The following is a 25,361-nucleotide window of genomic DNA, read 5'->3' as shown; positions in this document are numbered from 1 at the left end:
CCCGGCAAAGCCGGTTCCGCGGTGTTTCACGAACTAGCCCGGGCTTCGCCGGGCTTTTTTCGTTTTGCGGTGTTCTTTTATCGGGTTCTTGCCAGGTAGCGCTTGCGCCAGAAGATCAGGACGAGCGCGATTGCGATGGCGCCCATCGAGCCCATCGCGATCCAGAAGCCGTCGGCCTTGTGCACCAGGGGGATGAACTCGAAGTTCATGCCGAAGATGCCGGCGATCAGGTTGAGCGGCAGGAAGACGGCCGTCAGCACGGTCAGTACCCGCATGATGTCGTTGGCGCGATGGCCCTGGACGCTGAAATGCATCTGGACCGCGGTCTCGGCGTTCTGCTCCAGGCGCCGCACGTGGTGGACCACGCGCTCGATGTGCTCGAGCACGTCGCGGCTGCGCACCATGATCAGCTCGCGTTCGCGCTGCTCGCCGGCGCCGGCAGGCGCCGGCAGGGTCTCGAGCGAGTCGATCCAGTCCTGTATGGCCGCCCGCTGGTCCTCGCAGATCTCGTCCAGGTGGTAGAGCGATTGGCGTGAATCCATCAGCGCGCTCCAGTTGGTGAAGCGGCTGTGCGGGTCGATCAGTTCGGCCTGCCAGTGGTCGAGCTGGCGGGTCAGTTCGCGTCGCAGGTCGAGGTAGGCGTCGACGATCTGGTTGATCACCCGCAGCATCAGGTCGGCCGGCCCCGAAGGGAGGCGCGCCGAGACGGCGCGGACATCGAGCGCCGGGACCGCGCCGCGGCCGTCCGGTACCGCCGCGGCCAGCAGCTTGGCGGCGAAGGTGTCGCGCACGGAGCCGTCCTCGGGGTGCACCGACAGCAGCACCCGGTCGAACACCGCGAAGCCCACCGGCCGCGTGTCGACCCGGCGCAGCACCGGCGGACCGCCCCGCGGGGAGGGGGCGGCCTGAGGTGCCGGCTCCTTGCCGTTGGCGGCCGCCAGCCGGCGGAACACGAGCAAGTCGTACTGCGAGGTGTAGTCGAAGCGCGAGGGCAGCTGGTCGTTCAGCAGGTCACTCACGTGCAGGTCGAGCAGCAGGGTGCCGCACAGCGACTGCAGCACCTCCTGCACCTGCGGCAGCGAGGCCTGGAACTCCTCGCGCGTCAGCGACAGCCACAGGTAGCCGCGCTCGCAGGCGCCGGGCGCGGCCATCGGGGCCAGGGCGTCGTGCTCGGTGACCTGGGTGCCGTCGATCTTGAAGATGCGCATGAAAGCGGCCGGTCTCAGGACTGCTTGAGCAGCCTGGCAGCGTCCAGCGCGAAATAAGTGAGGACGCCGTCGGCGCCGGCGCGCTTGAAGGCCAGCAGGCTTTCGAGCATCACCGCGTCATGGTCCAGCCAGCCATTCTGCGCCGCCGCCTTCAGCATCGCGTACTCGCCGCTGACCTGGTAGGCGAAGGTCGGCACGCGAAACTCGTCCTTCACCCGGCGCACGATGTCCAGGTAGGGCATGCCGGGCTTCACCATCACCATGTCAGCGCCTTCGGCGATGTCGATCGCGACCTCGCGCAGCGCTTCGTCGCTGTTGCCAGGGTCCATCTGGTAGACCTTCTTGTTGCTCTTGCCGAGGTTGGCGGCCGAGCCGACGGCGTCGCGGAACGGGCCGTAGAAGGCGCTCGCGAACTTGGCGCTGTAGGCCATGATCCGCGTGTGGACGTCGCCGCGCGCCTCGAGCGCGGTTCGGATCGCGCCGATCCGGCCGTCCATCATGTCGCTCGGCGCCACGATGTCGACGCCGGCGCGCGATTGCGCGAGCGCCTGCTTGACCAGCACTTCGACGGTCGGGTCGTTGAGGATGTAGCCGCTGTCGTCGAGCAGCCCGTCCTGGCCGTGGCTGGTGTAGGGGTCCAGCGCCACGTCGGTCATCACGCCCAGTTCCGGAAAGCGCGACTTGAGCGCGGCGACGACGCGCGGGATCAGGCCATCGGGATTGAAGGCCTCGTCGCCGGCCGGTGTCTTGAGCCGGGCGTCGATCACCGGGAACAGGGCCATGACCGGAATCCCGAGTGCCACGCATTGCTCGGCGACCGGCAGCAGCAGGTCGAGGCTCAGGCGCTCGACGCCCGGCATCGAGGCGACCGGGTCGCGCCGCTTCTCACCCTCCTGGACGAAGACCGGATAGATCAGGTCATGGGAAGAGAGCGAATGCTCACGCACCAGGTTGCGCGTGAAGTCGTCCCGGCGGAGTCGGCGGGGGCGACCAGCGGGGAAAGGGGCAAGGAGGGTCATGGCGAAAATTGTGCCCCAAGAGCGTGCCGCTGCCGGATGAGGGCGCGTTGGAGGGGGCTGCTGTCTGTTTCTGTTTATAACCAGTCAAGAACGAGTCTGTTTGTACTAAGGATTTCAGCCATAAGTTCAAAAAAATGGCAAACCTTGCTTGATAGGTTGTTTTGCCTTTGTTAAATTCTGTCTTGGGCGGCTTGCTGCCCCCCGCTTTTCCTCCCTGAGCGGGTGCCTTGATGTGTGACAGCAAAAGGGCTTCCCAAGCCCGACGTTTTGACGTCGGGCTTTTTTTTGCGCGTCCGCCAGCGGACGGCCGCGACCGCGCGGCGAAACGCGACCACCTAAACTGCCGCCATGCTCTGGGTCAAATCGCTGCACATCGTCTTCATCGCCAGCTGGTTCGCCGGGCTGTTCTACCTGCCGCGCATCTTCGTCAACCTGGCGCTGGTGGCGCCCGAATCGGTCGCCGAGCGCAGCCGCCTGCTGCTGATGGCGCGCAAGCTGTTTCGCTTCACCACCTTGCTGGCGCTGCCCGCGCTCGCCTTCGGCCTCTGGCTCTGGCTTGGCTACGGCATCGGGCGCGGACCGGGCAACGGATGGATGCATGCCAAGCTGGCCCTGGTGGTCTTGGTGCTCGGCTACCACCACGGCTGCGGCGTGCTGCTGCGCCGCTTCGTCGCCGGCACCGATCGTCGTAGCCACCGCTTCTACCGCTGGTTCAACGAACTGCCGGTGCTGCTGCTGCTGGCGATCGTGATCCTGGTGGTCGTCAAGCCGTTCTGAGTGCGGTGGCCACGCAGCACAAGTCCGTCGCCTTGCCCCTGGCGCTGGCCTATGCCGCGCTGATCGTCTACGCCAGCCTCTACCCGTTCGCCGACTGGCGCGACCAGGGCATCGCGCCCTGGGCCTACCTGGCGGCGCCGTGGCCCAAGTACTGGACCGCCTTCGACTTCGGCATCAACGTCGTCGGCTACATGCCGCTGGGTTTCCTGGCCGCCATCGCGGTGATCCGCAACCGGCCGGGCACCGGCGCCGTCGGCGCGGTGCTGCGAGCCACCGCGGTCGGGGCGGTGATCTCGTTCGCCATGGAGACGCTGCAGAGCTACCTGCCGGCGCGCATTCCGTCCAACGTCGACCTCGGGCTCAACATAGCTGGCGCCCTGGCCGGCGCGGTGACGGCGGCGGCGCTCGAGCGGCTCGGCGCCGTGGCGCACTGGCAGCGGACCCGATCCAACTGGTTCTTCGAGGATTCGCGCGGCGGCCTGGTGCTGCTGGCCCTGTGGCCGGTCGCGCTGCTGTTTCCGGCCGCGGTCAGCTTCGGCCTGGGCCAGGTGTTCGAGCGGCTCGAAGCCGCCATCGCCGACTGGCTGGTCGACACGCCCTTCATCGACTGGATGCCGGTGCGCCAGTTCGAGCTCGAGCCGCTGGTGCCGGGGGTCGAACTGCTGTGCGTCATGTTGGGCGCGCTGGTGCCTTGCCTGCTCGGCTTCCTGATCACGCGCTCGGTCGCCCGGCGGGCGATCCTGCTGCCCTCGATCCTGCTGGCCGGGGTGGTGGCCTCGGCGCTGTCGGCGGCCCTCAGCTACGGCCCCCCGCACGCCTGGGCCTGGCTGAGCCTGCCGGTCCAGGTCGGGATCGCGGCGGCACTGATCGTCGGCGTGCTGCTGCTCGGCGCGCCGCGGCGGCTTTGCGCGGCCCTGCTGCTGATCGCGCTGGTGGTGCACCTGAGCCTGCTGAACCAGGCGCCTGAGAGCGCCTATTTCGCCCAGACGCTGGCGACCTGGGAGCAGGGGCGGTTCATCCGCTTCCACGGGCTGGCGCAGTGGCTGGGATGGCTCTGGCCGTTTGCAACCCTCGCTTACGTGCTGGCCGTGCTCTCGCGCCGCGCGCCGGGGGCGCCGGCTCCCTAGAATCGGGCGATGTCGAGTTCCAGCACGCCCCCGCCGACGGGTTATTACGGCCGCCACATCTTCTTCTGCCTGAACGAGCGCAAGGGAGACGAGGACTCCTGCTCCAAGCACCAGGCGCAGGCCGGCTTCGACCGCTGCAAATCGCGCGTCAGGGAGGCCGGCCTGGCCGGGCCGGGCAAGGTCCGGGTCAACAAGTCCGGCTGCCTGGACCGCTGCGCGGGCGGCCCGGTCGCGGTGGTCTATCCGGAGGCGGTCTGGTACACCTTCGTCGATGCCGACGACATCGACGAGATCGTCGAGTCGCACCTGAAGAACGGCGAAGTGGTCGAGCGGCTGCTGCTCGCGCCCGACGTCGGGCGCTGAGGGGCGGTCGGCCATGAATTCGCAGACCGAGAAGCTCCGGATCCAGGGCGCCGCCGGCGCCATCGAGGTGCTGCGCGACCGTGCGGCCGACGCTGTGCCGGCGCTGGGCGTCGCGGTGATCGCCCATCCGCATCCGCTGTTCGGCGGCACCATGGACAACAAGGTCGTGCAGACCCTGGCGCGGGCCTTCGTCGGCTGCGGCTGGACCGCGGTCCGCTTCAATTTCCGCGGCGTCGGCGCCAGCGAGGGCGTGCACGACGAAGGCCGCGGCGAATGCGACGACATGCGCGAAGTGGTCGCGCAGCTGGCACCCGAGGGGCCGCTGGCGATCGCCGGCTTTTCGTTCGGCGCCTTCGTCGCCAGCTGCGCCATCGACAAGCTCTGGACGGCGCGCGACATCCGCCAGGTGGTGCTGGTCGGGACGGCGGCCTCCCGCTTCTCGGTGGCGAGCTTGCCGCCTGCGGCCCACGAGCGCGCGCTGGTGGTGCACGGCGAGCAGGACGACACGGTGCCGCTGGCCGCCGTCATGGACTGGGCGCGGCCGCAGTCACTTCCTGTCACAGTCGTTCCCGGGGGCGGCCATTTCTTTCACGGACAATTGCCGCTGCTCAAGAATCTGGTCGTCCGCCACCTGCGCGCGGGCTAGTCTTTCCCCCATGAATCGTTTCGTTGAAGCGCTGCGCGCCTTCGCAGTGGCTGCTGCCGCATTTTCGTGTCTTGCCGCCGGGGCCCAGGTGCCGACGCCGCCCGAGGTGGCGGCCCGCAGTTTCCTGTTGCTGGATGTCACGGCCAACCAGACGCTGGCCCAGAAGGACATCGACGCCGCCGTCGAGCCGGCCTCGCTGACCAAGCTGATGACGGCCTACCTGGTCTTCGACGCGCTGCGCGCCCAGAAGATCACCCTGACACAGACCTTGCCGGTCAGCGCGCGGGCCTGGAAGATGCCCGGCGCACGGATGTTCATCGACCCGAAGATGCAGGTCCCGGTCGAGGACCTGCTCAAGGGCCTGATCGTGCAGTCGGGCAACGACGCCACGGTGGCGCTGGCCGAAGGCGTGGGCGGCACGGTCGAGCACTTCGTCGAACTCATGAACGAGCAGGCCAAGGCCCTCGGCATGAAGAACACGACCTACAAGAACCCCGAAGGCCTGACCGAGCCGGGCCACACCACCACCGCGCGCGACCTGGGCATCCTGGCGACCCGCCTGATGCGCGACTTCCCCGAGTACCTGCATTACTACGCGATCAAGAAGTACCGCTTCCCGGGCACGCCCTCGACCAACGAGACCAACCGCAACCTGCTGCTGTTCCGCGACCCGACGGTCGACGGCCTCAAGACCGGCCATACCCCGGCGGCCGGCTACGGCATGGTCGCGACCGCCAAGCGTGACTTCCCGAACCTGACCGGCGGCCGCCGCCTGCTGTCGATCGTGCTGGGCACGGCCAGCGAGAACGCGCGCGCCAACGAGTCGCAGAAGCTGCTGAACTGGGGCTACACCGCCTTCGACGCGGTCCGCCTGTTCGAAGCCAACCAGGCCGTGGCGACGCCCGCCGTCTGGAAGGGCAACCAGAACACCGTCAAACTGGGCCGCCCCGACGCCATCGTGGTCGCCGTGCCGGCCGGCGCGGCAGCCAGGATCAAGACCCAGGTGGTGCGCCCCGACCCGCTGGTCGCGCCCTTCACCAAGTTCCAGCCGGTCGGCTCCTTGAAAGTCACGCTCGGCGACGAGCCAGTGGCCGAAGTGCCGCTGGTGGCGCTGGATGCAGTCCAGCAAGCCGGTGTCCTGGGGCGGGCCTGGGACGCCGTCCGGCTCTGGATCAAGTAGTTCAAGTAGTGCCGGGCCGGGCTACACAAAGTTAGCCCAACCTGGTAACGGGTGTTGTATACTCGTGGGCTTTTCGGAATTTCCGAAGGGATTCACGTTTTCGACCAGTTCTTGGTCGTTTCCCCGTCCGGCCGGTTCACGCCTAGGGCCTTCGGGGCAGTTTTGGGACTTATTCATTCATGCCAACCATCAATCAACTGGTGCGTCAGGGTCGGACGGTCGAAAAGATCAATTCGAAGAGCCCTGCCATGCAGAACTCGCCGCAACGTCGCGGTGTCTGCACCCGGGTCTACACCACGACCCCGAAAAAGCCGAACTCGGCGCTGCGCAAGGTCGCCAAGGTGCGCCTGACCAACGGCTTCGAAGTCATTTCCTACATCGGCGGCGAAGGCCACAACCTGCAGGAACACAGCGTCGTGCTGGTTCGCGGCGGTCGTGTCAAGGACTTGCCCGGTGTTCGCTACCACATCGTGCGCGGTTCGCTCGACTTGCAAGGCGTGAAAGACCGCAAGCAGTCACGTTCCAAGTACGGCGCGAAGCGCCCCAAGAAGGCCTAAGCCTTCTGTATTTCATTCAGCGGTGTTCGGGTGCCCTGGCCGGCGCATCGAACGAAGTGACCCGATATTGGGTCGAGTAAGTGAGAGTTCTTGTTGGCTCTCGCGGTGCCTGCAAAGGCGCCAACTGAAGCAAAGAGGTTAGTAACATGCCACGTCGTCGCGAAGTCCCCAAACGTGAAATCCTGCCGGATCCCAAGTACGGCAATGTCGAGCTGTCGAAGTTCATGAACGTGATCATGGAAGGCGGCAAGAAGGCGATCGCCGAGCGCATCATCTACGGTGCGCTCGACCAGATCGAGAAGAAGAACCCGGGCAAGGACCCGCTGGAAGCTTTCACCATCGCCATCAACAACGTGAAGCCGATGGTCGAAGTGAAGTCGCGCCGCGTCGGCGGTGCGAACTACCAGGTGCCGGTCGAAGTTCGCCCGGTCCGTCGTCTGGCGCTGTCGATGCGCTGGATCAAGGAAGCCGCTCGCAAGCGCGGCGAAAAGTCGATGGCCCTGCGTCTGGCCAACGAACTCATGGAAGCCACGGAAGGCCGTGGCGGCGCCATGAAGAAGCGCGATGAAGTGCATCGCATGGCCGAAGCCAACAAGGCCTTCAGCCACTTCCGCTTCTAAAGAGCTCGTCCCCCAAATCAGACAGGCTGGAAGCCCGACCCACCGAGAGCGGTGGGCGGGCTTTCATCCGTTAACGGAGTAAATTTCATGGCACGCAAGACCCCCATCGAGCGCTACCGCAACATCGGTATCTCGGCGCACATCGACGCCGGCAAAACGACCACCACCGAACGCATCCTGTTCTACACCGGCGTGACCCACAAGCTGGGCGAGGTGCATGACGGCGCCGCGACCACCGACTGGATGGAGCAGGAACAAGAGCGCGGCATCACGATCACCTCGGCGGCCGTGACCTGCTTCTGGAAGGGCATGGACCACTCGATGCCCGAGCACCGCATCAACATCATCGACACCCCGGGCCACGTGGACTTCACGATTGAAGTCGAGCGCTCGATGCGCGTGCTCGACGGCGCCGTGATGGTGTACGACTCGGTGGGCGGCGTGCAGCCCCAGTCCGAAACCGTCTGGCGCCAGGCCAACAAGTACCAGGTGCCCCGTCTCGCGTTCGTCAACAAGATGGACCGCGTCGGCGCCAACTTCTTCCGCGTGCGCCAGATGATGGTCGACCGCCTGAAGGCCAACCCCGTGCCGATCGTGATCCCGATCGGTGCCGAAGACAAGTTCCAGGGCGTGGTCGACCTTCGCAAGATGAAGGCCATCTACTGGGATGAAGCCTCGCAAGGCATGAAGTTCGACTACCGCGAAATCCCGGCCGAACTGCTCGAGTCCGCCAAGGAATGGCGCGAGAAGATGGTCGAGAGCGCCGCCGAAGCGTCGGAAGAGCTCATGAACAAGTACCTCGAAGAGGGCGACCTCTCCGAAGCCGAGATCACGCTCGGCCTGCGCACCCGCACCATCGCCGGCGAGATCCAGCCGATGATGTGCGGCAGCGCGTTCAAGAACAAGGGCGTGCAGCGCATGCTCGACGCCGTGATCGAACTGATGCCCTCGCCGATGGACATCCCGCCGGTCGAAGGCACCGACGACGACGAGAAGGAAACCAGCCGCAAGCCGGCCGACGAGGAAAAGTTCTCGGCGCTGGCATTCAAGCTCATGACCGACCCCTATGTCGGCCAGCTGACCTTCGTGCGCGTCTACTCGGGTGTTCTGAGCAAGGGCGACACCGTCTACAACCCGGTCAAGGGCAAGAAGGAACGCATCGGCCGTATCGTGCAGATGCACGCCAACGAGCGCCTTGAAATCGACGAAATCCGCGCCGGCGACATCGCCGCCTGCGTGGGCCTGAAGGACGTCACGACCGGCGAAACGCTGTGCGACCCCGACGCCATCATCACGCTCGAGCGCATGGAATTCCCCGAGCCCGTGATCTCGCAGGCCGTCGAGCCGAAGACCAAGGCCGACCAGGAAAAGATGGGCATCGCGCTGCAGCGCCTGGCCTCGGAAGATCCGTCGTTCCGCGTGCGTTCGGACGAAGAATCCGGCCAGACCATCATCTCCGGCATGGGCGAGCTTCACCTCGAAATCATCGTCGACCGCATGAAGCGCGAGTTCGGTGTCGAAGCCAACGTCGGCAAGCCGCAGGTGGCCTACCGCGAAACCATCCGCAAGACGGTCGAAGATGCCGAAGGCAAGTTCGTCCGTCAGTCGGGCGGCAAGGGCCAGTACGGCCACGTGGTGCTCAAGCTCGAGCCGAACGAAGCCGGCAAGGGTTTCGAGTTCGTCGACGCGATCAAGGGCGGTGTGGTGCCGCGCGAGTACATCCCGGCGGTCGAGAAGGGCGTGATCGAAGCGCTGACGCAAGGCGTGCTGGCCGGCTACCCGGTCGTCGACGTCAAGGTCACCCTGCACTTCGGTTCGTACCACGACGTGGACTCGAACGAAATGGCCTTCAAGATGGCCGCGATCTTCGGTTTCAAGGAAGGCGCCCGCAAGGCTTCGCCGGTCATCCTGGAGCCGATGATGGCCGTGGAAGTCGAAACGCCCGAAGACTACGCCGGCAACGTGATGGGCGACCTCTCGTCGCGTCGCGGCATGGTGCAGGGCATGGACGACATGATCGGCGGCGGCAAGCTCATCAAGGCTGAAGTCCCGCTGTCGGAAATGTTCGGCTACTCGACCACGCTGCGCTCGGCCACGCAAGGCCGCGCCACGTACACGATGGAATTCAAGCACTACTCCGAAGCACCGCGCAACGTGGCCGAAGCCATCGTGGCGTCGCGCTCGAAGTAATTCATCAAGGGGCTTGCGCCCCGCCGTCTGCGACCTTGTGCCTTCCGCTGCCCGTGGCGGAAGAACCAGCAACAGGGTGCAGACGTTAAACCCCACACGGGCACTGCTCTTTCAAGGATAGAAAATGGCAAAAGGAAAATTCACCCGCACGAAGCCGCACGTCAACGTGGGCACGATCGGTCACGTGGACCATGGCAAGACGACGCTGACGGCGGCGATCGCCACCGTGCTGTCGGCCAAGTTCGGCGGCGAAGCGAAGGCTTACGACCAGATCGACGCGGCTCCTGAAGAAAAGGCGCGCGGCATCACGATCAACACCGCGCACGTCGAATACGAAACGGCCAACCGCCACTACGCGCACGTCGACTGCCCGGGCCACGCCGACTACGTGAAGAACATGATCACCGGCGCCGCCCAGATGGACGGCGCGATCCTGGTGTGCTCGGCCGCCGACGGCCCGATGCCCCAGACCCGCGAGCACATCCTGCTGGCACGCCAGGTGGGCGTGGGCTACATCATCGTGTTCCTGAACAAGTGCGACATGGTCGACGACAAGGAGCTGCTGGAGCTGGTCGAGATGGAAGTCCGCGAACTCCTCGACAAGTACGAGTTCCCCGGCGACGACACCCCGATCATCCACGGCTCGGCCAAGCTGGCGCTGGAAGGCGACAAGGGCGAGCTGGGCGAAGGCGCCATCATGAAGCTGGCCGAAGCGCTGGACACCTACATCCCGACGCCCGAGCGCGCCGTGGACGGTACCTTCCTGATGCCGGTCGAAGACGTGTTCTCGATCTCGGGCCGCGGCACGGTGGTGACGGGCGCGGTCGAACGCGGCGTGATCAAGGTCGGTGAAGAAATCGAAATCGTGGGCATCCGCCCGACGGTCAAGACCACCTGCACCGGCGTGGAAATGTTCCGCAAGCTGCTGGACCAGGGTCAAGCGGGCGACAACGTGGGCGTGCTGCTGCGCGGCACGAAGCGCGAAGAAGTCGAGCGTGGCCAAGTCCTGTGCAAGCCGGGCTCGATCAAGCCGCACACGCACTTCACCGCCGAGGTGTACGTTCTGTCGAAGGACGAAGGCGGCCGTCACACGCCGTTCTTCAACAACTACCGTCCGCAGTTCTACTTCCGCACGACCGACGTCACGGGCGCGATCGAGCTGCCGAAGGACAAGGAAATGGTCATGCCGGGCGACAACGTGTCGATCACGGTCAAGCTGATCAACCCGATCGCGATGGAAGAAGGCCTGCGCTTCGCCATCCGTGAAGGCGGCCGCACCGTGGGCTCGGGCGTCGTGGCGAAGATCCTCGACATCTGATTCGAAGCAGCGAAGGAATCACCATGGCTACCAAGCAAAAAATCCGCATCCGCCTGAAGGCGTTCGACTACAAGCTGATCGACCAGTCGGCAGCCGAGATCGTCGATACCGCCAAGCGCACCGGCGCGATCGTCAAGGGTCCCGTGCCCCTGCCGACCCGCATGAAGCGTTTCGACATCCTGCGTTCGCCGCACGTCAACAAGACCAGCCGCGACCAGTTCGAGATCCGCACGCACCAGCGCCTGATGGACATCGTCGACCCGACCGACAAGACCGTGGACGCGCTGATGAAGCTCGACCTGCCGGCCGGCGTCGACGTCGAGATCAAGCTGCAGTAACAGCCTGTCCCTGCACAAGAGCCCGCCCACAGCAATGTGGGCGGGCTTTTTTCATTTCGGGCTCCCGCCGGGTGATCGCGTATCCGCCATGTAACCGCGCGGTATCGCCAAGGCAATGACGCAGCGCGCCTGCCCGCGCCGGCCTAGACTGCGGGCATGGCTGCCCCGGACCGCCGACATCGCGCCACCGACACCCCCGCGTGGACCGACGCGGCCGAGGCGATGTATCGCGCCGCGCGGGCCGTGGCCGGCGCCCATGGCCCGGGCACGATGGCGGCGCTGGTCCAGGAACTGGCGCAGATCCTGGGCGTGGCGACCGTCTTCGTGGCGGTCTTCACCGACGGCTCGCGCAGCACCTTGCGCACGCTGGCCGCCGTGCTCGACGGCAAGATCCTGCGCAACTTCGACTACCCGCTGCAGGGCTCGCCGTGCGCCCAGGTAGTCGGCCGGGCCTTTCGCTTCGTCGCCTCCGGCGTCGCCCGCGAATTCCCGCCGGGCACGATGTTCGCGGCCAAGGCCATGGATTCGTATGCCGCCTTTCCGCTCAACGACAGCGATGGCCGCCCGCTCGGGCTGCTGGTGGCGATGGACCCCCGGCCGATCGAGGACGCGGTGCTGGCCGAGGCCCTGCTGAAGATCTTCGCCAGCCGCCTGATCGCCGAGATCGAGCGCAGCAGCGCCGACGAAGCCCTGCGCGCGGCGGCGCTGGCCGTCTCGGCGGCCAGCGGCCGATCGGTCTTTGCCGAGCTGGCACGCTACCTGGCGACGATCCTGGACGTCGAGATGGCGTTCATCTCCCGCCACCAGTCCGACGACGACGCCTCCTTGCACATGCTGGCGATGGTGAGCGACGGCGAGGTGCGCGAAGGCTACCGCTACCCGATCCAGGGCACCCCGTGCGAGTACGTGCTCGGCCAGCGGTTCTGCGTCTATCCGTCGAACCTGCACACGCTGTTCGCGCTCGACCAGGACGACCGGCTGCTCGGTGCCGAAGGCTATGCAGGCCTGCCCCTGAACGACGCCCACGGGCGGCCGCTCGGCACCATCGGCATCGTCTCGCGCCATGCGCTGACCAACATCGAGCGCATCGAGTCGATGCTGCGGATCTTCGCCGGACGGGCCGCGGCGGAGATCGAGCAGCTGGGCGCCCGCGAGGCGCTGCAGCGCTCGGAGGCCAGCTACCGTGCCATCTTCGAAGCGTCCGAGGACGCGGTCTTCATCCTCGACTGGTCGAGCGGCGAGATCCTCGACGCCAACCCGAAGGCCTGCGAGGCCTACGGCTGCAGCCGCGACGAACTGTGCCGGCTGTCGCTGGCCGACCTGCGCTCGGGCGAGGCGCCCTATACGGCCGAGCAGGGGCTGGCCCACATGCAGCTGGCCAAGCTCGGGCGCTGCCCGCCCTTCGAGTGGCATCGGCGCAGCCCCGACGGTGCGCTGCGCTGGGACGAGGTCCGGCTGAAGCCGGCCATGATCGACGGCCGCCATCACGTCGTGGCCTTCACGCGCGACATCACCGAGCGCAAGGAGGCGCTGGCGGCGCTGGCCGCCAGCGAGGCGCAGTACCGCGGCATCTTCAACGCCTCGGCCGACGCGCTGGTGCTGCGCGCCGCCAACTTCGCCATCGTCGACGCCAACGCCACCTACGAGCGCATGAGCGGCTTCCGGCTGTCCGAGGTGCTGGGCGTGGACCGGGTGCTGGCCAACCCGCCCGAGATCATGGCCACGATCCGGGCCCTGCACGACCAGGCGCTGGCCGGCGAGCCGGTCCGCCTCGAGACCGAGCTGCTGCGGCGCGACGGCGAGCGCTACGACCTCGAGCTGCGCGGCGTGCCGGTGCTGCATCGCGGCGAGCCGCACGTGCTCTACATCGGGCGCGACATGACGCAGAGCAAGCGCGCCGAACGCGCGCTGCGCAACAGCGAGGAGCAGTACCGGGCGATCTTCAACGCCTCCGCCGACGGGCTGGTGGTGCGCGATGCCGGCTACCGCGCGGTCGACGTGAATCCGGCCTACCTGGCGATGAGCGGCTATACGCGCGACGAGGTGCTGAGCGCGACCCGGGTCCTGACGCAGCCCGACCCGGCGCTGCAGCAGCGCCACCGGGCCCAGCATGCCGACATCCTGGCCGGCCGGCCGGTGCGCTTCGAGGTGCCGGGCGTGCGCAAGGACGGCAGTCCCTTCTACCTGGAAGTCAGCGGCATGCCGCTGACCTACCGGGGCGAGCCGCACGTGCTCTATGCGGCGCGGGACATCACGCAGCGCAAGGCCGCCGAAGGCGAACGAGAGCGCCTCGAGGCCCAGCTGCGCCAGGCCCAGAAGATGGAAGCCATCGGCCAGCTGACCGGCGGCATCGCGCACGACTTCAACAACATCCTGACCAGCGTCATCGGCTACCTGGTGCTGGGCCAGGAGCGCGCCGAGACCCTGGGCGACGCCCGGCTGCAGCGCCAGCTGGGACAGGCCCAGCTCGCGGCCCAGCGCGCCCGCGAGCTGATCGCCCAGATGCTGGCCTTCGCGCGGCGCCAGCGCGGCCAGCGCCGCACCCTGGCCCTGGGCCCGCTGGTCGACCAGACGCTGCAGCTGCTGCGCGCCACGCTGCCGGCCTCGGTGTCGCTCGACTTCGCCACGCCGCCGGCGGCTGGCGGCGACGCGCTGCTGGTTGCGGCCGATGCGGTGCAGCTCGAGCAGGTGCTCTTCAACCTGTGCATCAACGCGCGCGACGCCATCACCGGGTCGGGCTGGATCCGGGTGCGGCTCGGCCGCCGCGGCGGCGCCTGGACCTGTGCATCGTGCCGTGCCCACGTCGACGCCGGCCACTGGGTGGAGGTCAGCGTCGCCGACAGCGGCGGGGGCATCGCGCCGGACCTGCTGGAACGCATCTTCGAGCCCTTCACCTCGAGCAAGGAGGTCGGCCGCGGCTCGGGCATGGGCTTGGCGATGGTGCACGGCATCGTGCACGACCATGGCGGCCACGTGCTCGTCGAGACCGCGCCGGGCGCCGGCTCGGTGTTTCGCGTGCTGCTGCCGCCCGCCACCGGCGCGGCGCCGGACGCGCCCGGCGCGCCGGACGTCCCGGCGACCGGTGAGGCGCTCTGCGCGCGGGTGATGGTGGTCGACGACGAAGTCATGGTCGGCGACTTCATGGTCGAGCTGCTGTCGGGCTGGGGCCTCGAGGTGGTGCTGCAGCGCAGTCCGCTGGACGCGCTGTCCTGGCTGGAGGACAGCAGCCAGCCGCTCGACCTGCTGATCACCGACCAGACCATGCCGCAGCTCGACGGCCTGCAGCTCGCCCAGCGCGCCAGCGGCCTGCGGCCCCACCTGCCGGTGCTGCTCTACACCGGCAACGCCGACGGCATCGACGAAGCGGCGGCCAGGCGCCATGGCGTCTGCGGCGTGCTGCACAAGCCGATCGACAACCAGGCCCTGCATGCGCTGATGAAGGCGTGCCTCGACAAGGCGCGCCGCGGCCTCTGCCCGGGCGCATGAGGACAAGGCCGGCGGATACCGGCCCGATACAAAGGCGCGGCGCCGCGACACGCGGCGAATACCGCGGCCTCGCAGACTGCGTTGCACGTCGTGGCACCGCGCATTCCGCCCGGACGACGGCGATGTTCGCTTCGGCAGTGCGGCCGGACGCTGCGCGATGCGCGAACGCTGATTCCGGCCGCACCGACGAGGAGAGCATTTTCATGGTCGACTTTCAAACCCCCCAAGGCGGCACGATCGGCATTGCCGACGCGCCCATCGCAGCGCTGCGCGAGTCGCTGCGCGGCAGCCTGCTGCTGCCTGAAGACGCCGGCTACGACGCCGCACGCTCGCTGTGGAACGCCATGATCGACCGCCGGCCGGCGGCGATCGTGCGCGCCGCGGGCGCCGCCGACGTCATGAAGGCGGTGAACTTCGCGCGCGAGCACAAGCTGTTGCTCGCGGTCAAGGGCGCCGGCCACAACATCGCCGGCAAGGCCGCGTGCGATGGCGGGCTGATGCTCGACCTGTCGGCGATGAAGTCGGTGCGGGTCGACCCGGTGGCCCGCATGGCGCGGGTGGAGCCCGGCGCGCTGTTGTCCGACTTCGACCGCGAGACGCAGGCTTTCGGGCTGTCCACGCCGACCGGCATCAACTCGACCACCGGCATGGCCGGGCTCACGCTCGGCGGCGGCTTCGGCTGGCAGAGCCGCAAGCGCGGGCTGACCATCGACAACCTCCAGTCCGTCGACATGGTGCTCGCGTCCGGCGAGCTGGTGCAGGCCAGCGCGACGCAGAACCCCGACCTGTTCTGGGCCGTGCGCGGCGGCGGCGGCAACTTCGGCGTCGTCACCTCGTTCGAGTACCGCCTGCATCCGCTCGGCCCGCAGGTGCTGGCCGGGCTGATCGTCTATCCGTTCGCCCAGGCCAGGCAGGTGTTCGACGGCTATCGCAAGTTCACCGCCACGGCCAGCGACGACATGACGGCCTGGATGGTGATGCGCAAGGCGCCTCCGCTGCCCTTCCTGCCGGCGGAGGTGCATGGCAAGGAAGTGATCGTGGTCGCCTTCTGCTGGATCGGGGAGCCTGCCCAGGGCGAGGCCATGGCCCAGACCCTGCGCAGCTTCGGCACGCCCGCCGGCGAGCACGTGGGACCGATGCCCTTCGCCGGCTGGCAGACCGCCTTCGACCCGCTGCTGCAGCCGGGCGCGCGCAACTACTGGAAGTCGCACGACTTCAAGATGCTGAACGCCGATGTCGAGCGCATCCTGTGCGATGCCATCGTCAAGCTTCCGACCGAAGAATGCGAGGCCTTCATCGGGCACCTGGGCGGCCAGGTCAACCGGACGGCCGTTGCCGACACGGCCTATCCCCACCGCGATGCCGAGTTCGTGCTCAACGTCCACACCCGCTGGCGCGATGCCGGCGACGACCGCCGGTGCATCGACTGGGCGCGCGGGCTCTTCGATGCGCTGACGCCGCATGCCACCGGTGGGGTGTACGTGAACTTCATGCCTGAGGACGAGGCCCAGCGCGTGGCGACCGGCGCCTACGGGTCGAACTATGCGCGGCTGGCAGCGCTGAAGGCGCGCTACGACCCGACCAACCTCTTCAGCCAGAACCAGAACATCCTGCCCAAGGCTTGAGCCATCCCGCCCGCCACGCCCGGGGTCGCAGGGCGTGGCGGGCCGGGGAGTTCAGGCGGCCATCGGAAGCGCCATCTCCGGATGCCGCGGCATCGCGTAGGCCAGCGGTGCCAGCGCGCTCTTGATGCGTTCGCCCTGCGCGTCGTCGAGCATCGGGAACAGCACCTTCTGGAAGCGCGGCGCCATCACGCCCGAGACGATGTATTGCCAGCGGTAGGCCTTCAGCATCGTGTCGTGGATCTGCGCTTGCTGCGCGTCGCTGAAGAGCGTGCCGGCGATGGCGCAGAAATAGCGCGCGTCGGCCATGGCCTGCGCCTGCAGGATGCCGTCGACCGCGCCGACCAGCGCGATCAGGTCGTCGACCGCGGCATCGCGCTCGGCGGCGCCGAGCCGCGCGTTCTCGGCGACGAACTCGAGCTCGTCCAAGATCGCGTGCTGCGACTCCTCGCGCCAGTGGAACAGGAACACGTCCTTCCACAGCGGCGACAGGTTGGCATCCGGTTCGATGCTGGCGCGGTAGTGCGCCAGCGTGAACAGCTCGATGTCGAGGGTCAATGCCAGCACGGCCCAGGTGCTCTTGCCCAGCACGGCCTGCGCCACCGCGTTCGGTTGCGCGGTCATGACGTAGCCGGCCGGCATGTCGGCCGCCATCATCTCCTCCAGGCAGCGGAACAGGGCCTGGTGCTTGATTTCCTCGTCGGCCATTCGGACCAGCGCTTCCAGAGCCACCTGGTCGCCGAAGACGTGTTCGCGGCTCAGGTCGATGACCTTCGACGAGATGAACCGTTCGGCCAGGCCGAAGATGTAGGCATAGGTGCGGCCTTGCACCTGGCTCATGAGGCGTTCGTCCTCCGGGCTCAGGAACGCCAGTTCGTCGGCCAGGGTCAGGCCCTTCGGCAGGAAGGTCCTGGCGTAGTCGAACTGGCGGCCGCGAATGACGTCGCGCTCGATGTCCCAGCGCACGCGCTTGGACACCTCGATGACCTTGGCGTAGCGGTCGGTGGGGGTGGATGTCGACATGGTGATGCTCCTTTGCAGATGGAAATGGCGGGGCGGTGCCCTGCCGCGTGTCGGCCCGAGGGCCATGCCGGCCCGGTGCGCTTCGGCGCCGCCGGGTCAAGGCATGGCGGGCAGTCTGGTTGGCGCCGGTATCCGCCGTGCATCCGCGGATCGCGGTTGTGTCGCCGTTGTGTAGCGGGCCCGCGAGAGCGGGCGCGACAGCGCCTGTGCCACGCGTTCGCGCAGGCGGGCGTTGAAGGGGCTTTGCGGCCGGCTGGCGACGCGCTCGCCGAGCAGGCGCTGCGCCAGCGCCGGCTGGTGGCTGCGCAGGGCGGCTTCGAGCCAGGTCAGGTGCAGCAGGTCGCACTGCGCGCGGCTGCCGCCGCAACCGCGCGCCAGCCGCTGCTGGGCCTGCAGCTGCCGTGCGGCGGCCGCATAGCGCTGCCGCCCGAAGGCGATGAAGGCCTCGCACACCGGCAATGCCGCGTCATGCACGGCCCGCCGCAGGTCCGGCGCCTTCCGCGCGCAGTCGCGCAGCGTGTCGAGCAGGCGGCGGGCGCTGGCCCAGCGCTGCGTGGCGACGAAGGCGAGCATGGCGTGCACGTCGTTGAAGGGCCGCAGGCCGGTGCTGGCGCGATCCTCCCAGGCGTCGGCGACCCGTTGCCAGCGGTCCGACACGTCCTGGCCGCGCAGGTGCAGGCGCCACAGCAGGGCCGAGCTGTCGACCAGGGTGGCGGTGTCCGGATCGCGGCAGTCCATCAGCCGGCGGTCGAGGATGCCCAGCACGGCGTCGAGATCGCCCTGGTCGAGGCGGAACAGCGATTCGTGCCAGGACAGGTGGATGGCGAAGGCGGGGCTGTCGGACCAGACGCCGCGCGTGTGGTCGAGCCAGGCGGCGCCGTCGGCGCTGCGCCCCTGCATTTCGAGCGCATGCGCCACGGCGTGCACCGCACCGCACTGGCGGGGCTCGATGCGCAGCGCCTCGCGCCCGACCGCTTCGGCCGACACCGGGTCGGCCGTCTCGGCCAGGCCGAAGGCGTACATCGCCAGCATGTGGCCGTAGCCGGGCTCGTCGGGGCGCCAGTGCCGCAGTGCCGCGACGATGCGCGCGCGCAGCCACTCGGTGCGGCCGAACTGGAGATCGCCGAAATGGGCCACGCGCAGGGCCAGCGTGTCTTTCGGGTCGGCTGCGGCGATCTCGCCGTACAGGCGCAGCGATCGCGCCATGTCCTTGTCGAGCCAGGCCTGGGCGGCGGCGAAATGGGCGCGTTCGCGCTCGCTGGCCCGCGCCAGGTGCGCGCGGGCCGTCTGCAAGGTGGCGGCGAGCGCCGGCAGCGCATCCTCGCGGGAGGCCATCACCAGGCCCGCCGCGCGCAGGCAGTGCGCGGCGGCGAAATCGGGCCGCGCCCGCAGCACCGGTTCGATGACGGCCTGCGGATTTCCCTGCCCGGCATGCAGCAGCTCGAGCGCCCGCCGGCAGGCCGCGTCGGCGGCGGCATCGTCGAACTCGGCGGCGGGCTGCGGAGTGCGTTGCATGGGGCCACTTTGCGGGCCGCTGGTATCGGGCGTGCATCCGCCGGGTGCTGCCGTGTAGCCGTTGCGTAGCGCGCCACTGGTGCAATCGCGACCCCTCGGCGCAGAATCGCGCCATGGACGCGACCGCCCGTCTGCTGATCGTCGACGATGATCCGTCGGTGCGCGCGATGCTGCGCGAGTACCTCGAAAACCACGCTTTCCGCGTCGCCGAGGCCGGCAGCGGTGCCGAGATGCGCGAGCGCATCGAGCGCGAGCTGCCCGATGCCGTGCTGCTGGATATCCGCCTGCCGGGCGAGGACGGCCTCAGCCTGGCCAGGTACCTGCGCGAGCACTACGACCTCGGCATCATCATGGTCACGGCCTCGGGTGACGTGATCGACCGGGTGGTCGGGCTGGAACTCGGGGCCGACGACTACATCGCCAAGCCTTTCGATCCGCGCGAGCTGCTGGCGCGGGTGAAGAGCGTGTTGCGCCGGCTGCAGGCCAAGCCCCCGGCTGAAGCCCCGCCGCCTGCCGCGGCCAAGGGGGCGCGGCAGCGTTTCGGCCGTTGCGAGCTCGACATCGATGCCCGCCGCCTGTTCGAGTCCGACGGCGCGGAAGTGGCCATGACCGCGATGGAGTATGAGCTCCTCCGGGTGTTTCTCGCCAACCCGAACCGCGTGCTGTCGCGCGACCAGTTGCTGATGCACACGCGCAACCGCGAGTGGGAGCCATTCGATCGCTCGATCGACATCCGGATCGGACGCCTGCGCCGCAAGATCGAGCCCGAGCCGGCCGGCGAGCCGCGTTGCATCCGAACGGTGCGCAACGCCGGCTACATGTTCGTGCCGGACGGCTAAAAAAAAAAGAATTCGAGTGAAAAAGTGTCGAAAAGTGTCTAAAAAACCAGAAAAGTCTGAAATTTGATAGGATCAGGAGGAATGTGAATTGGGAATTTTCGGATATTGATAGAAGATCAGTCGAAAATTCCATCAGGGAGTTCCGAATGCAGGCAGTGTGGGCAAGGCGAAGCGTGGCAGTGACGGCGGTGGCGATGCTCGCGGCCTGTGGTGGCGGTGGTGGTGGTGGCGGCGGAGGAGGCTTCGTCGGGCTTCCGGTCGCCAGCAGCACGGTCACGCTGAGCGGCACGGCGACCTACGTGTCGATTCCCAACCCCAACGGGGCGCTGGCCTATGGCCAGGCCGCGCCCAAGCCGATCCGCGGCGCCAGCGTCGAGATCGTCAGCGGCGCCTCCGCGGCGGTGATCGCGACCGCGACCACCGATGCCAACGGCGCCTATTCGGTCAGCCTGCCCGCCAGCACCCAGGTGCTGGTCCGGATCAAGGCGCAGATGACCCAGGGCGGATCGGGCGCCACCTGGGATGTGACGGTGCGCGACAACACGCAGTCCGATGCCATCTTCGCGCTCGAGACGCCGTCGTTCTCCACCGGCATCGCGGCCATCACGCGCGACGTCCAGGCGCCGTCCGGCTGGGACGGCAGCCGCTATGCCTCGACCCGTGTGGCCGCGCCGTTCGCGGTGCTCGACACCGTCTACGCGGCGCAGGCCAAGATGCTGTCGGTCGCGCCCGCCACGGCGTTCCCGGCGCTGAAGCTCTACTGGAGTGCCAACAACGCGCCGGCGGTCGGCAATCCCGCACTGGGGCAGATCGGCACCACCTCGTTCACGATGAGCAACGGCGCCCGGGCCATCTACGTGCTGGGCAAGGAAAACGTCGATACCGACGAATACGACGCCTCGGTGATCGCCCATGAATGGGGGCACTACTACCAGTCGGCCTTCAGCCGCGACGACTCGCCGGGCGGCAGCCATGCCCTGACCGACAAGCTCGACCGGCGTGCGGCCTTCTCCGAAGGGTGGGGCAATGCCTGGTCGGGCATCGCGCTGGCGCGCAACAACTACACCGATGCGGTCGGCCAGGGCCAGGGGCAGGGCGCCAACATCGACCTGACGGCCAGCGGTGTCGCCGGCCCCGGGTGGTTCCGCGAAGCCTCCGTCCATTCGATCCTCTGGCGCCTGAACAGCCAGGTCGGCTTCAAGCCGATCAACGACACGCTGACCAGCGCGGCGTTCAAGAACGGCGTGGCCGTCACCTCGATCCATCCGTTCACTGCCGCCTTCGGGGTCGCGGCCCCGGGCAGCGTCTCGGTGCTGACCGGCCTGCTGTCCGGCGAGCAGATCAGCGCCGCCGCGAACGATCCCTTCGGCGTCAACGAGACGAACGATGGCGCTGTCGCCGGCGTGCTGCCGATGTACCGGCCGGCCACCGTCGGCGGGTCGACCACGGCCTGCGTCACCAATGCGGCGGGCGCCGGCAACAAGCTCGGCAGCTACGTCTACCTGCGCTTTGCGTTGCCAAGCGCTGGGACCCACACGATCACGGTGTCCGGTCCGGCCGCCGCCGATCCGGATTTCGCGCTCTACGCCGGGCGCCAGGTCGACGAAAGCCTGGGATTCGGCGCCACCGAGACCAAGGCGGTCAGCCTGCCGGCCGGCGACAACGTTCTGGTGATCAACGACTACAACAACTCCTCGGCCAACACATGTTTCAACGTCAGCATCCAGTGAAAACCGCAGCGGCCCTGGCCTGCGCCCTGGCGCTGGCCCTGCCCTTGGCCGCCAGCGCGGCCGGTCCGGCCGGCAAGGCAATGACGACCGCGCCGATGAAGTCCAACGGATCCGGCGTCCAGGTCCAGTACCGGGTCGACGGCACGCCCGAGGCCGGCCGTCCGGTGGCGGTGGTGCTCGGATTCGACGGCATCGCCGCCCCGGGCGCCACGGTCCGGATCGCGACCGAGGGCGGCCTGGCCCTCTCGGGCACCGAAACCACCCGCAGCCTGCCGGCGGGGCAGGCCACCACCTGGACCGTCGAGGTGCTGCCTGGCGCCACTGGCATCGGTTACCTGAACGTCTTCACGACCCAGGGCGGGGCGACCAGCGCCACGTCGATCCCGGTGTCCGTGGGCAAGCCTTCGGCCACCATGCCGGCCAGCGGGGCGCTCAAGCAGTCGACCGACGGCGAAAAGATCCTGCCGATGCAGGTGAAATAGGGCGCCTTGGGGCCTGCGCCGGCCCCCTCTTGCGTCCTCTCCCGTTCGCGGGCTATAATCTTCGGCTCCGCCTAACTTGCGTCTTCTTGGCGCTTGTTGGAGCAGAGTGCAGAAACTTTACCAACCCTCTTTCGTGGGCCAACGTTCGTCGCCGGCCCAACGCTGTCGCCAATTGAAGTGGCAGCGGCGGAAGAGGACTTCCATTTTTGGAGAAAACAAATGAGTCTGAGCAACTCCCTCGGGTTGCTGGGCCGCAAGGTGGGGATGATGCGTCTCTTCACCGATGACGGGGACGCAGTTCCTGTCACGGTGGTGGATGTGTCCAACAACCGCGTGACCCAGATCAAAACCCAAGAGACCGATGGCTACGTCGCACTGCAAGTGACGTTCGGTTCGCGCAAAGCATCGCGCGTGACCAAGCCGGCAGCAGGCCACCTCGCCAAGGCGGGTGTCGAAGCCGGTGAAATCATCCAGGAATTCCGCGTGACCGCCGATACGGCCGGTCAGCACAAGGCCGGTGGCGTCATTGCCGCGGCCAGCGTGTTTGCGGTGGGCCAGAAGGTCGACGTGCAAGGCACCTCGATCGGCAAGGGCTACGCTGGCACGATCAAGCGCCACAACATGTCGTCGCAGCGGGCATCGCACGGTAACAGCCGTTCGCACAATGTCCCCGGCTCGATCGGCATGGCGCAGGATCCTGGTCGCGTGTTCCCCGGCAAGCGCATGACGGGCCACCTCGGCGACGTCACCGTGACGACCCAGAACCTCGACGTGATCCGCATCGACGAAGCACGTCAACTGCTCCTGATCAAGGGCGCGATCCCCGGCTCGAAGGGTGGCTTCGTCACCGTGCGTCCGGCCGTCAAGGCCAAGCCGCAAGCCGCTGAAGGAGCCAAGTAATGGAACTCGAACTCCTGAACGAACAAGGCCAGGCCGCGTCGAAGTACGACGCCCCCGAGACCGTGTTCGGCCGTGACTACAACGAAGACCTGGTCCACCAGATCGTCGTCGCATTCCAGGCCAACGCCCGCCAAGGCACGCGCGCCCAGAAGGACCGCGAGCAGGTCAAGCACTCGACCAAGAAGCCTTTCAAGCAAAAGGGAACGGGCCGCGCCCGTGCCGGTATGACGTCCTCGCCGCTGTGGCGCGGGGGTGGCCGGATCTTCCCGAACATGCCTGACGAAAACTTCTCGCAGAAGATCAACAAGAAGATGTACCGCGCCGGCATGGCGTCGATCTTCTCGCAGCTCGCTCGCGAAGGCCGTCTGGCCGTGGTCGATTCGTTGACCGTCGATTCGCCCAAGACCAAGGCGCTGGCCGCCAAGTTCAAGGCGATGAACCTCGAGTCCGTGCTCGTGATCGCCGAAGAAGTCGACGAGAACCTGTACCTGGCCTCGCGCAATCTCGTCAACGTGCTCGTGGTCGAGCCGCGCTACGCCGATCCGGTGTCGCTGGTCCACTACAAGAAGGTGCTGGTCACCAAGGGTGCGGTCGACAAGCTCAAGGAGATGTTCGCATGAGCCGCATGAACCCTACGCCCAAGCAGCGTCAGTTCGACGAAGGTCGCCTGATGAACGTGCTGGTCGCCCCGGTCGTGTCCGAAAAGGCCACGATGGTCGGCGAGAAGTCCAATGCCGTCACCTTCAAGGTGCTGCAGGACGCCACCAAGCCTGAGATCAAGGCCGCTGTTGAACTGATGTTCAAGGTCGAAGTCAAGGGCGTGTCGGTGCTCAATACCAAGGGCAAGTCCAAGCGCTTCGGCAAGTCCATGGGTCGCCGCGACAACGTTCGCAAGGCCTATGTCACGCTGAAGGCTGGTCAAGAGCTCAACCTCGTCGGGGAAGGCGCTTAATCATGGCCGTCATCAAGATGAAACCCACTTCGCCGGGCCAACGCGGCGCGGTGAAGATCTCGCGGGACCACCTGTACAAGGGTGCTCCTCACGCCCCCCTGCTGGAACCGCAATTCCAGAAGGCCGGCCGCAACAACAACGGTCACATCACGACCCGTCACAAGGGTGGTGGCCACAAGCACCACTACCGCGTGGTGGACTTCGTGCGCAACAAGGACGGCATTCCGGCCAAGGTCGAACGCATCGAGTACGACCCGAACCGCACCGCCCACATCGCGCTCGTGTGCTATGCCGACGGCGAACGCCGCTACATCATCGCCCCGCGCGGTCTTGAAGCCGGTGCAACGCTGCTGAGCGGTTCGGAAGCCCCGATCCGCGCCGGCAATACGCTGCCGATCCGCAACATCCCGGTCGGCTCGACCATCCACTGCATCGAACTGCAACCCGGCAAGGGCGCGCAGATCGCTCGCTCGGCGGGTACGTCCGCAACGCTGCTGGCTCGCGAAGGCGTCTACGCCCAGGTCCGCATGCGCTCGGGTGAAGTGCGCCGCGTGCACGTCGAATGCCGCGCCACCATCGGTGAAGTCGCCAACGAAGAACACAGCCTGCGCCAGCTCGGCAAGGCCGGTGTGAAGCGCTGGATGGGTATCCGCCCGACCGTTCGCGGCGTGGTGATGAACCCGGTCGACCACCCGCACGGTGGCGGCGAAGGTAAGACCGGCGAAGGCCGTCATCCTGTCGACCCATGGGGCAATCTGACCAAGGGTTATCGCACCCGTAACAACAAGCGCACGCAAGTCTTCATCGTGTCGCGTCGCAAGAAGTAAGGGTTAGCACATGACTCGCTCTCTCAAAAAGGGTCCGTTCGTCGACCACCACCTCGTGGCCAAGGCCGACAAGGCCGTGACGACCAAGGACAAGAAGCCGATCAAGACCTGGTCGCGTCGCTCGATGGTCCTGCCCGAGTTCATCGGCCTGACCATTGCCGTGCACAACGGCAAGCAGCACGTGCCCGTGTACATCACCGACCAGATGGTCGGCCACAAGCTCGGCGAATTTGCGCTCACGCGCACGTTCAAGGGGCACCCCGCGGACAAGAAAGTCCAGAAGAAGTAAGGAACGACCATGTCTGAAACACGTGCAGTCCTCCGCGGCGTCCGCCTCTCGGTCGACAAGGGCCGTCTGGTCGCTGACCTGATCCGCGGCAAGAAGGTCGATCAAGCGCTCAACGTTCTGCAGTTCACGCAGAAGAAGGCCGCTGTGATCATCAAGAAGGTGCTCGAGTCGGCGATCGCCAACGCCGAGCACAACGACGGTGCCGACATCGACGAACTGAAGGTCAAGACCATCTACGTCGAGCAAGGCGCCACGCTCAAGCGCTTCACCGCGCGCGCCAAGGGTCGCGGCAATCGCATCAGCAAGCCCACGTGCCATGTGTACGTGACGGTTGGCAATTAAGGCTGGAAGAA

Annotated in this window: 25 protein-coding genes; 21 read left to right on the top strand and 4 right to left on the bottom strand. The window is 67.3% G+C overall.

The window, feature by feature from the left end:
- Positions 1 to 77 precede the first annotated feature (77 nt).
- Entirely contained in the window at positions 78 to 1,208 is a 1,131-nt protein-coding gene (locus QTI17_RS19265) for a magnesium transporter CorA family protein (protein ID WP_286535008.1), read from the bottom strand.
- Between the two features lie 14 nt (positions 1,209 to 1,222).
- The gene (hemB, locus tag QTI17_RS19260; RefSeq protein WP_286535006.1) at positions 1,223 to 2,227 is read right to left on the bottom strand and encodes a porphobilinogen synthase; all 1,005 of its coding nucleotides are present in this window, start codon (positions 2,225 to 2,227) and stop codon (positions 1,223 to 1,225) included.
- A 348-nt stretch (positions 2,228 to 2,575) separates the two neighbouring features.
- Here hemB and QTI17_RS19255 point away from each other — a divergent pair, with 348 nt between their 5' ends.
- The 12 genes from QTI17_RS19255 (at position 2,576) to QTI17_RS19200 (ending at position 16,454) form a co-directional block, all read left to right on the top strand.
- Positions 2,576 to 3,004: a CopD family protein gene (locus QTI17_RS19255; RefSeq protein WP_286535005.1), complete on the top strand. Its 429-nt coding sequence runs from the start codon at positions 2,576 to 2,578 to the stop codon at positions 3,002 to 3,004.
- 5 nt (positions 3,005 to 3,009) lie between these two features.
- The gene (locus QTI17_RS19250) at positions 3,010 to 4,131 is read left to right on the top strand and encodes a VanZ family protein (protein ID WP_286535003.1); all 1,122 of its coding nucleotides are present in this window, start codon (positions 3,010 to 3,012) and stop codon (positions 4,129 to 4,131) included.
- Positions 4,132 to 4,140: 9 nt separating this feature from the next.
- Positions 4,141 to 4,494, top strand: coding sequence for a (2Fe-2S) ferredoxin domain-containing protein (locus QTI17_RS19245; protein WP_286535002.1), 354 nt, complete (start codon positions 4,141 to 4,143; stop codon positions 4,492 to 4,494).
- 13 nt (positions 4,495 to 4,507) lie between these two features.
- Positions 4,508 to 5,140: an alpha/beta hydrolase gene (locus QTI17_RS19240; protein ID WP_286535001.1), complete on the top strand. Its 633-nt coding sequence runs from the start codon at positions 4,508 to 4,510 to the stop codon at positions 5,138 to 5,140.
- Between the two features lie 10 nt (positions 5,141 to 5,150).
- Entirely contained in the window at positions 5,151 to 6,320 is a 1,170-nt protein-coding gene (locus QTI17_RS19235) for a D-alanyl-D-alanine carboxypeptidase family protein (RefSeq protein WP_286535000.1), read from the top strand.
- A 179-nt stretch (positions 6,321 to 6,499) separates the two neighbouring features.
- Complete coding sequence (rpsL, locus tag QTI17_RS19230) at positions 6,500 to 6,877, top strand: 30S ribosomal protein S12 (protein WP_013543948.1); 378 nt, start codon at positions 6,500 to 6,502, stop codon at positions 6,875 to 6,877.
- Between the two features lie 146 nt (positions 6,878 to 7,023).
- Complete coding sequence (gene rpsG / locus QTI17_RS19225; RefSeq protein WP_286508375.1) at positions 7,024 to 7,497, top strand: 30S ribosomal protein S7; 474 nt, start codon at positions 7,024 to 7,026, stop codon at positions 7,495 to 7,497.
- Positions 7,498 to 7,584: 87 nt separating this feature from the next.
- Positions 7,585 to 9,687 (top strand): elongation factor G, encoded by a 2,103-nt coding sequence (gene fusA / locus QTI17_RS19220; RefSeq protein WP_286534999.1) that lies wholly within the window; start codon positions 7,585 to 7,587, stop codon positions 9,685 to 9,687.
- A 124-nt stretch (positions 9,688 to 9,811) separates the two neighbouring features.
- Entirely contained in the window at positions 9,812 to 11,005 is a 1,194-nt protein-coding gene (gene tuf, locus QTI17_RS19215; protein ID WP_093060175.1) for an elongation factor Tu, read from the top strand.
- A gap of 23 nt (positions 11,006 to 11,028) precedes the next feature.
- A complete protein-coding gene (gene rpsJ, locus QTI17_RS19210; RefSeq protein ID WP_028250951.1) occupies positions 11,029 to 11,343 on the top strand; it encodes a 30S ribosomal protein S10 in 315 nt (104 codons plus the stop codon).
- Positions 11,344 to 11,499: 156 nt separating this feature from the next.
- Positions 11,500 to 14,829: a PAS domain S-box protein gene (locus tag QTI17_RS19205; RefSeq protein WP_286534998.1), complete on the top strand. Its 3,330-nt coding sequence runs from the start codon at positions 11,500 to 11,502 to the stop codon at positions 14,827 to 14,829.
- A 203-nt stretch (positions 14,830 to 15,032) separates the two neighbouring features.
- Positions 15,033 to 16,454, top strand: a complete 1,422-nt coding sequence (locus QTI17_RS19200; protein ID WP_286534997.1) for an FAD-binding oxidoreductase — start codon at positions 15,033 to 15,035, stop codon at positions 16,452 to 16,454.
- 51 nt (positions 16,455 to 16,505) lie between these two features.
- Here QTI17_RS19200 and QTI17_RS19195 read toward each other — a convergent pair whose 3' ends face one another.
- On the bottom strand, positions 16,506 to 17,474 hold the full coding sequence (locus tag QTI17_RS19195; protein ID WP_286534996.1) for a hypothetical protein: 969 nt from the start codon (positions 17,472 to 17,474) through the stop codon (positions 16,506 to 16,508).
- Positions 17,475 to 17,570: 96 nt separating this feature from the next.
- Positions 17,571 to 18,989, bottom strand: a complete 1,419-nt coding sequence (locus QTI17_RS19190; protein WP_286534995.1) for a tetratricopeptide repeat protein — start codon at positions 18,987 to 18,989, stop codon at positions 17,571 to 17,573.
- 113 nt (positions 18,990 to 19,102) lie between these two features.
- Here QTI17_RS19190 and QTI17_RS19185 point away from each other — a divergent pair, with 113 nt between their 5' ends.
- The 9 genes from QTI17_RS19185 (at position 19,103) to rplV (ending at position 25,350) form a co-directional block, all read left to right on the top strand.
- Entirely contained in the window at positions 19,103 to 19,828 is a 726-nt protein-coding gene (locus tag QTI17_RS19185) for a response regulator (RefSeq protein ID WP_286534993.1), read from the top strand.
- Positions 19,829 to 19,974: 146 nt separating this feature from the next.
- Positions 19,975 to 21,558: a hypothetical protein gene (locus QTI17_RS19180; RefSeq protein WP_286534992.1), complete on the top strand. Its 1,584-nt coding sequence runs from the start codon at positions 19,975 to 19,977 to the stop codon at positions 21,556 to 21,558.
- A complete protein-coding gene (locus QTI17_RS19175; RefSeq protein ID WP_286534991.1) occupies positions 21,555 to 22,040 on the top strand; it encodes a hypothetical protein in 486 nt (161 codons plus the stop codon). Before QTI17_RS19180 ends, QTI17_RS19175 begins: the two co-directional genes overlap by 4 nt.
- Before the next feature lie 219 nt (positions 22,041 to 22,259).
- Positions 22,260 to 22,940, top strand: a complete 681-nt coding sequence (rplC, locus tag QTI17_RS19170; RefSeq protein WP_286370945.1) for a 50S ribosomal protein L3 — start codon at positions 22,260 to 22,262, stop codon at positions 22,938 to 22,940.
- Positions 22,940 to 23,560, top strand: coding sequence for a 50S ribosomal protein L4 (gene rplD / locus QTI17_RS19165; RefSeq protein ID WP_286370946.1), 621 nt, complete (start codon positions 22,940 to 22,942; stop codon positions 23,558 to 23,560). Before rplC ends, rplD begins: the two co-directional genes overlap by 1 nt.
- A 5-nt stretch (positions 23,561 to 23,565) precedes the next feature.
- Positions 23,566 to 23,892 carry a 50S ribosomal protein L23 gene (rplW, locus tag QTI17_RS19160; protein ID WP_286371177.1) on the top strand — a complete coding sequence of 109 codons (327 nt, stop codon included), beginning with the start codon at positions 23,566 to 23,568 and terminating at the stop codon, positions 23,890 to 23,892.
- A 2-nt stretch (positions 23,893 to 23,894) separates the two neighbouring features.
- A complete protein-coding gene (gene rplB, locus QTI17_RS19155; RefSeq protein WP_286370947.1) occupies positions 23,895 to 24,719 on the top strand; it encodes a 50S ribosomal protein L2 in 825 nt (274 codons plus the stop codon).
- Between the two features lie 10 nt (positions 24,720 to 24,729).
- Complete coding sequence (gene rpsS, locus QTI17_RS19150; RefSeq protein WP_007838132.1) at positions 24,730 to 25,008, top strand: 30S ribosomal protein S19; 279 nt, start codon at positions 24,730 to 24,732, stop codon at positions 25,006 to 25,008.
- Positions 25,009 to 25,017: 9 nt separating this feature from the next.
- Complete coding sequence (gene rplV / locus QTI17_RS19145) at positions 25,018 to 25,350, top strand: 50S ribosomal protein L22 (RefSeq protein WP_007838134.1); 333 nt, start codon at positions 25,018 to 25,020, stop codon at positions 25,348 to 25,350.
- Positions 25,351 to 25,361: the final 11 nt, after the last annotated feature.

The sequence above is a fragment of the Variovorax sp. J31P179 genome, from assembly GCF_030316985.1.
GTDB classification, from domain to species: domain Bacteria; phylum Pseudomonadota; class Gammaproteobacteria; order Burkholderiales; family Burkholderiaceae_C; genus Variovorax; species Variovorax ginsengisoli_B.
The sequence above is the reverse complement of the archived record's forward strand: the minus strand, read 5'-3'. Positions and strand labels throughout refer to the sequence as shown.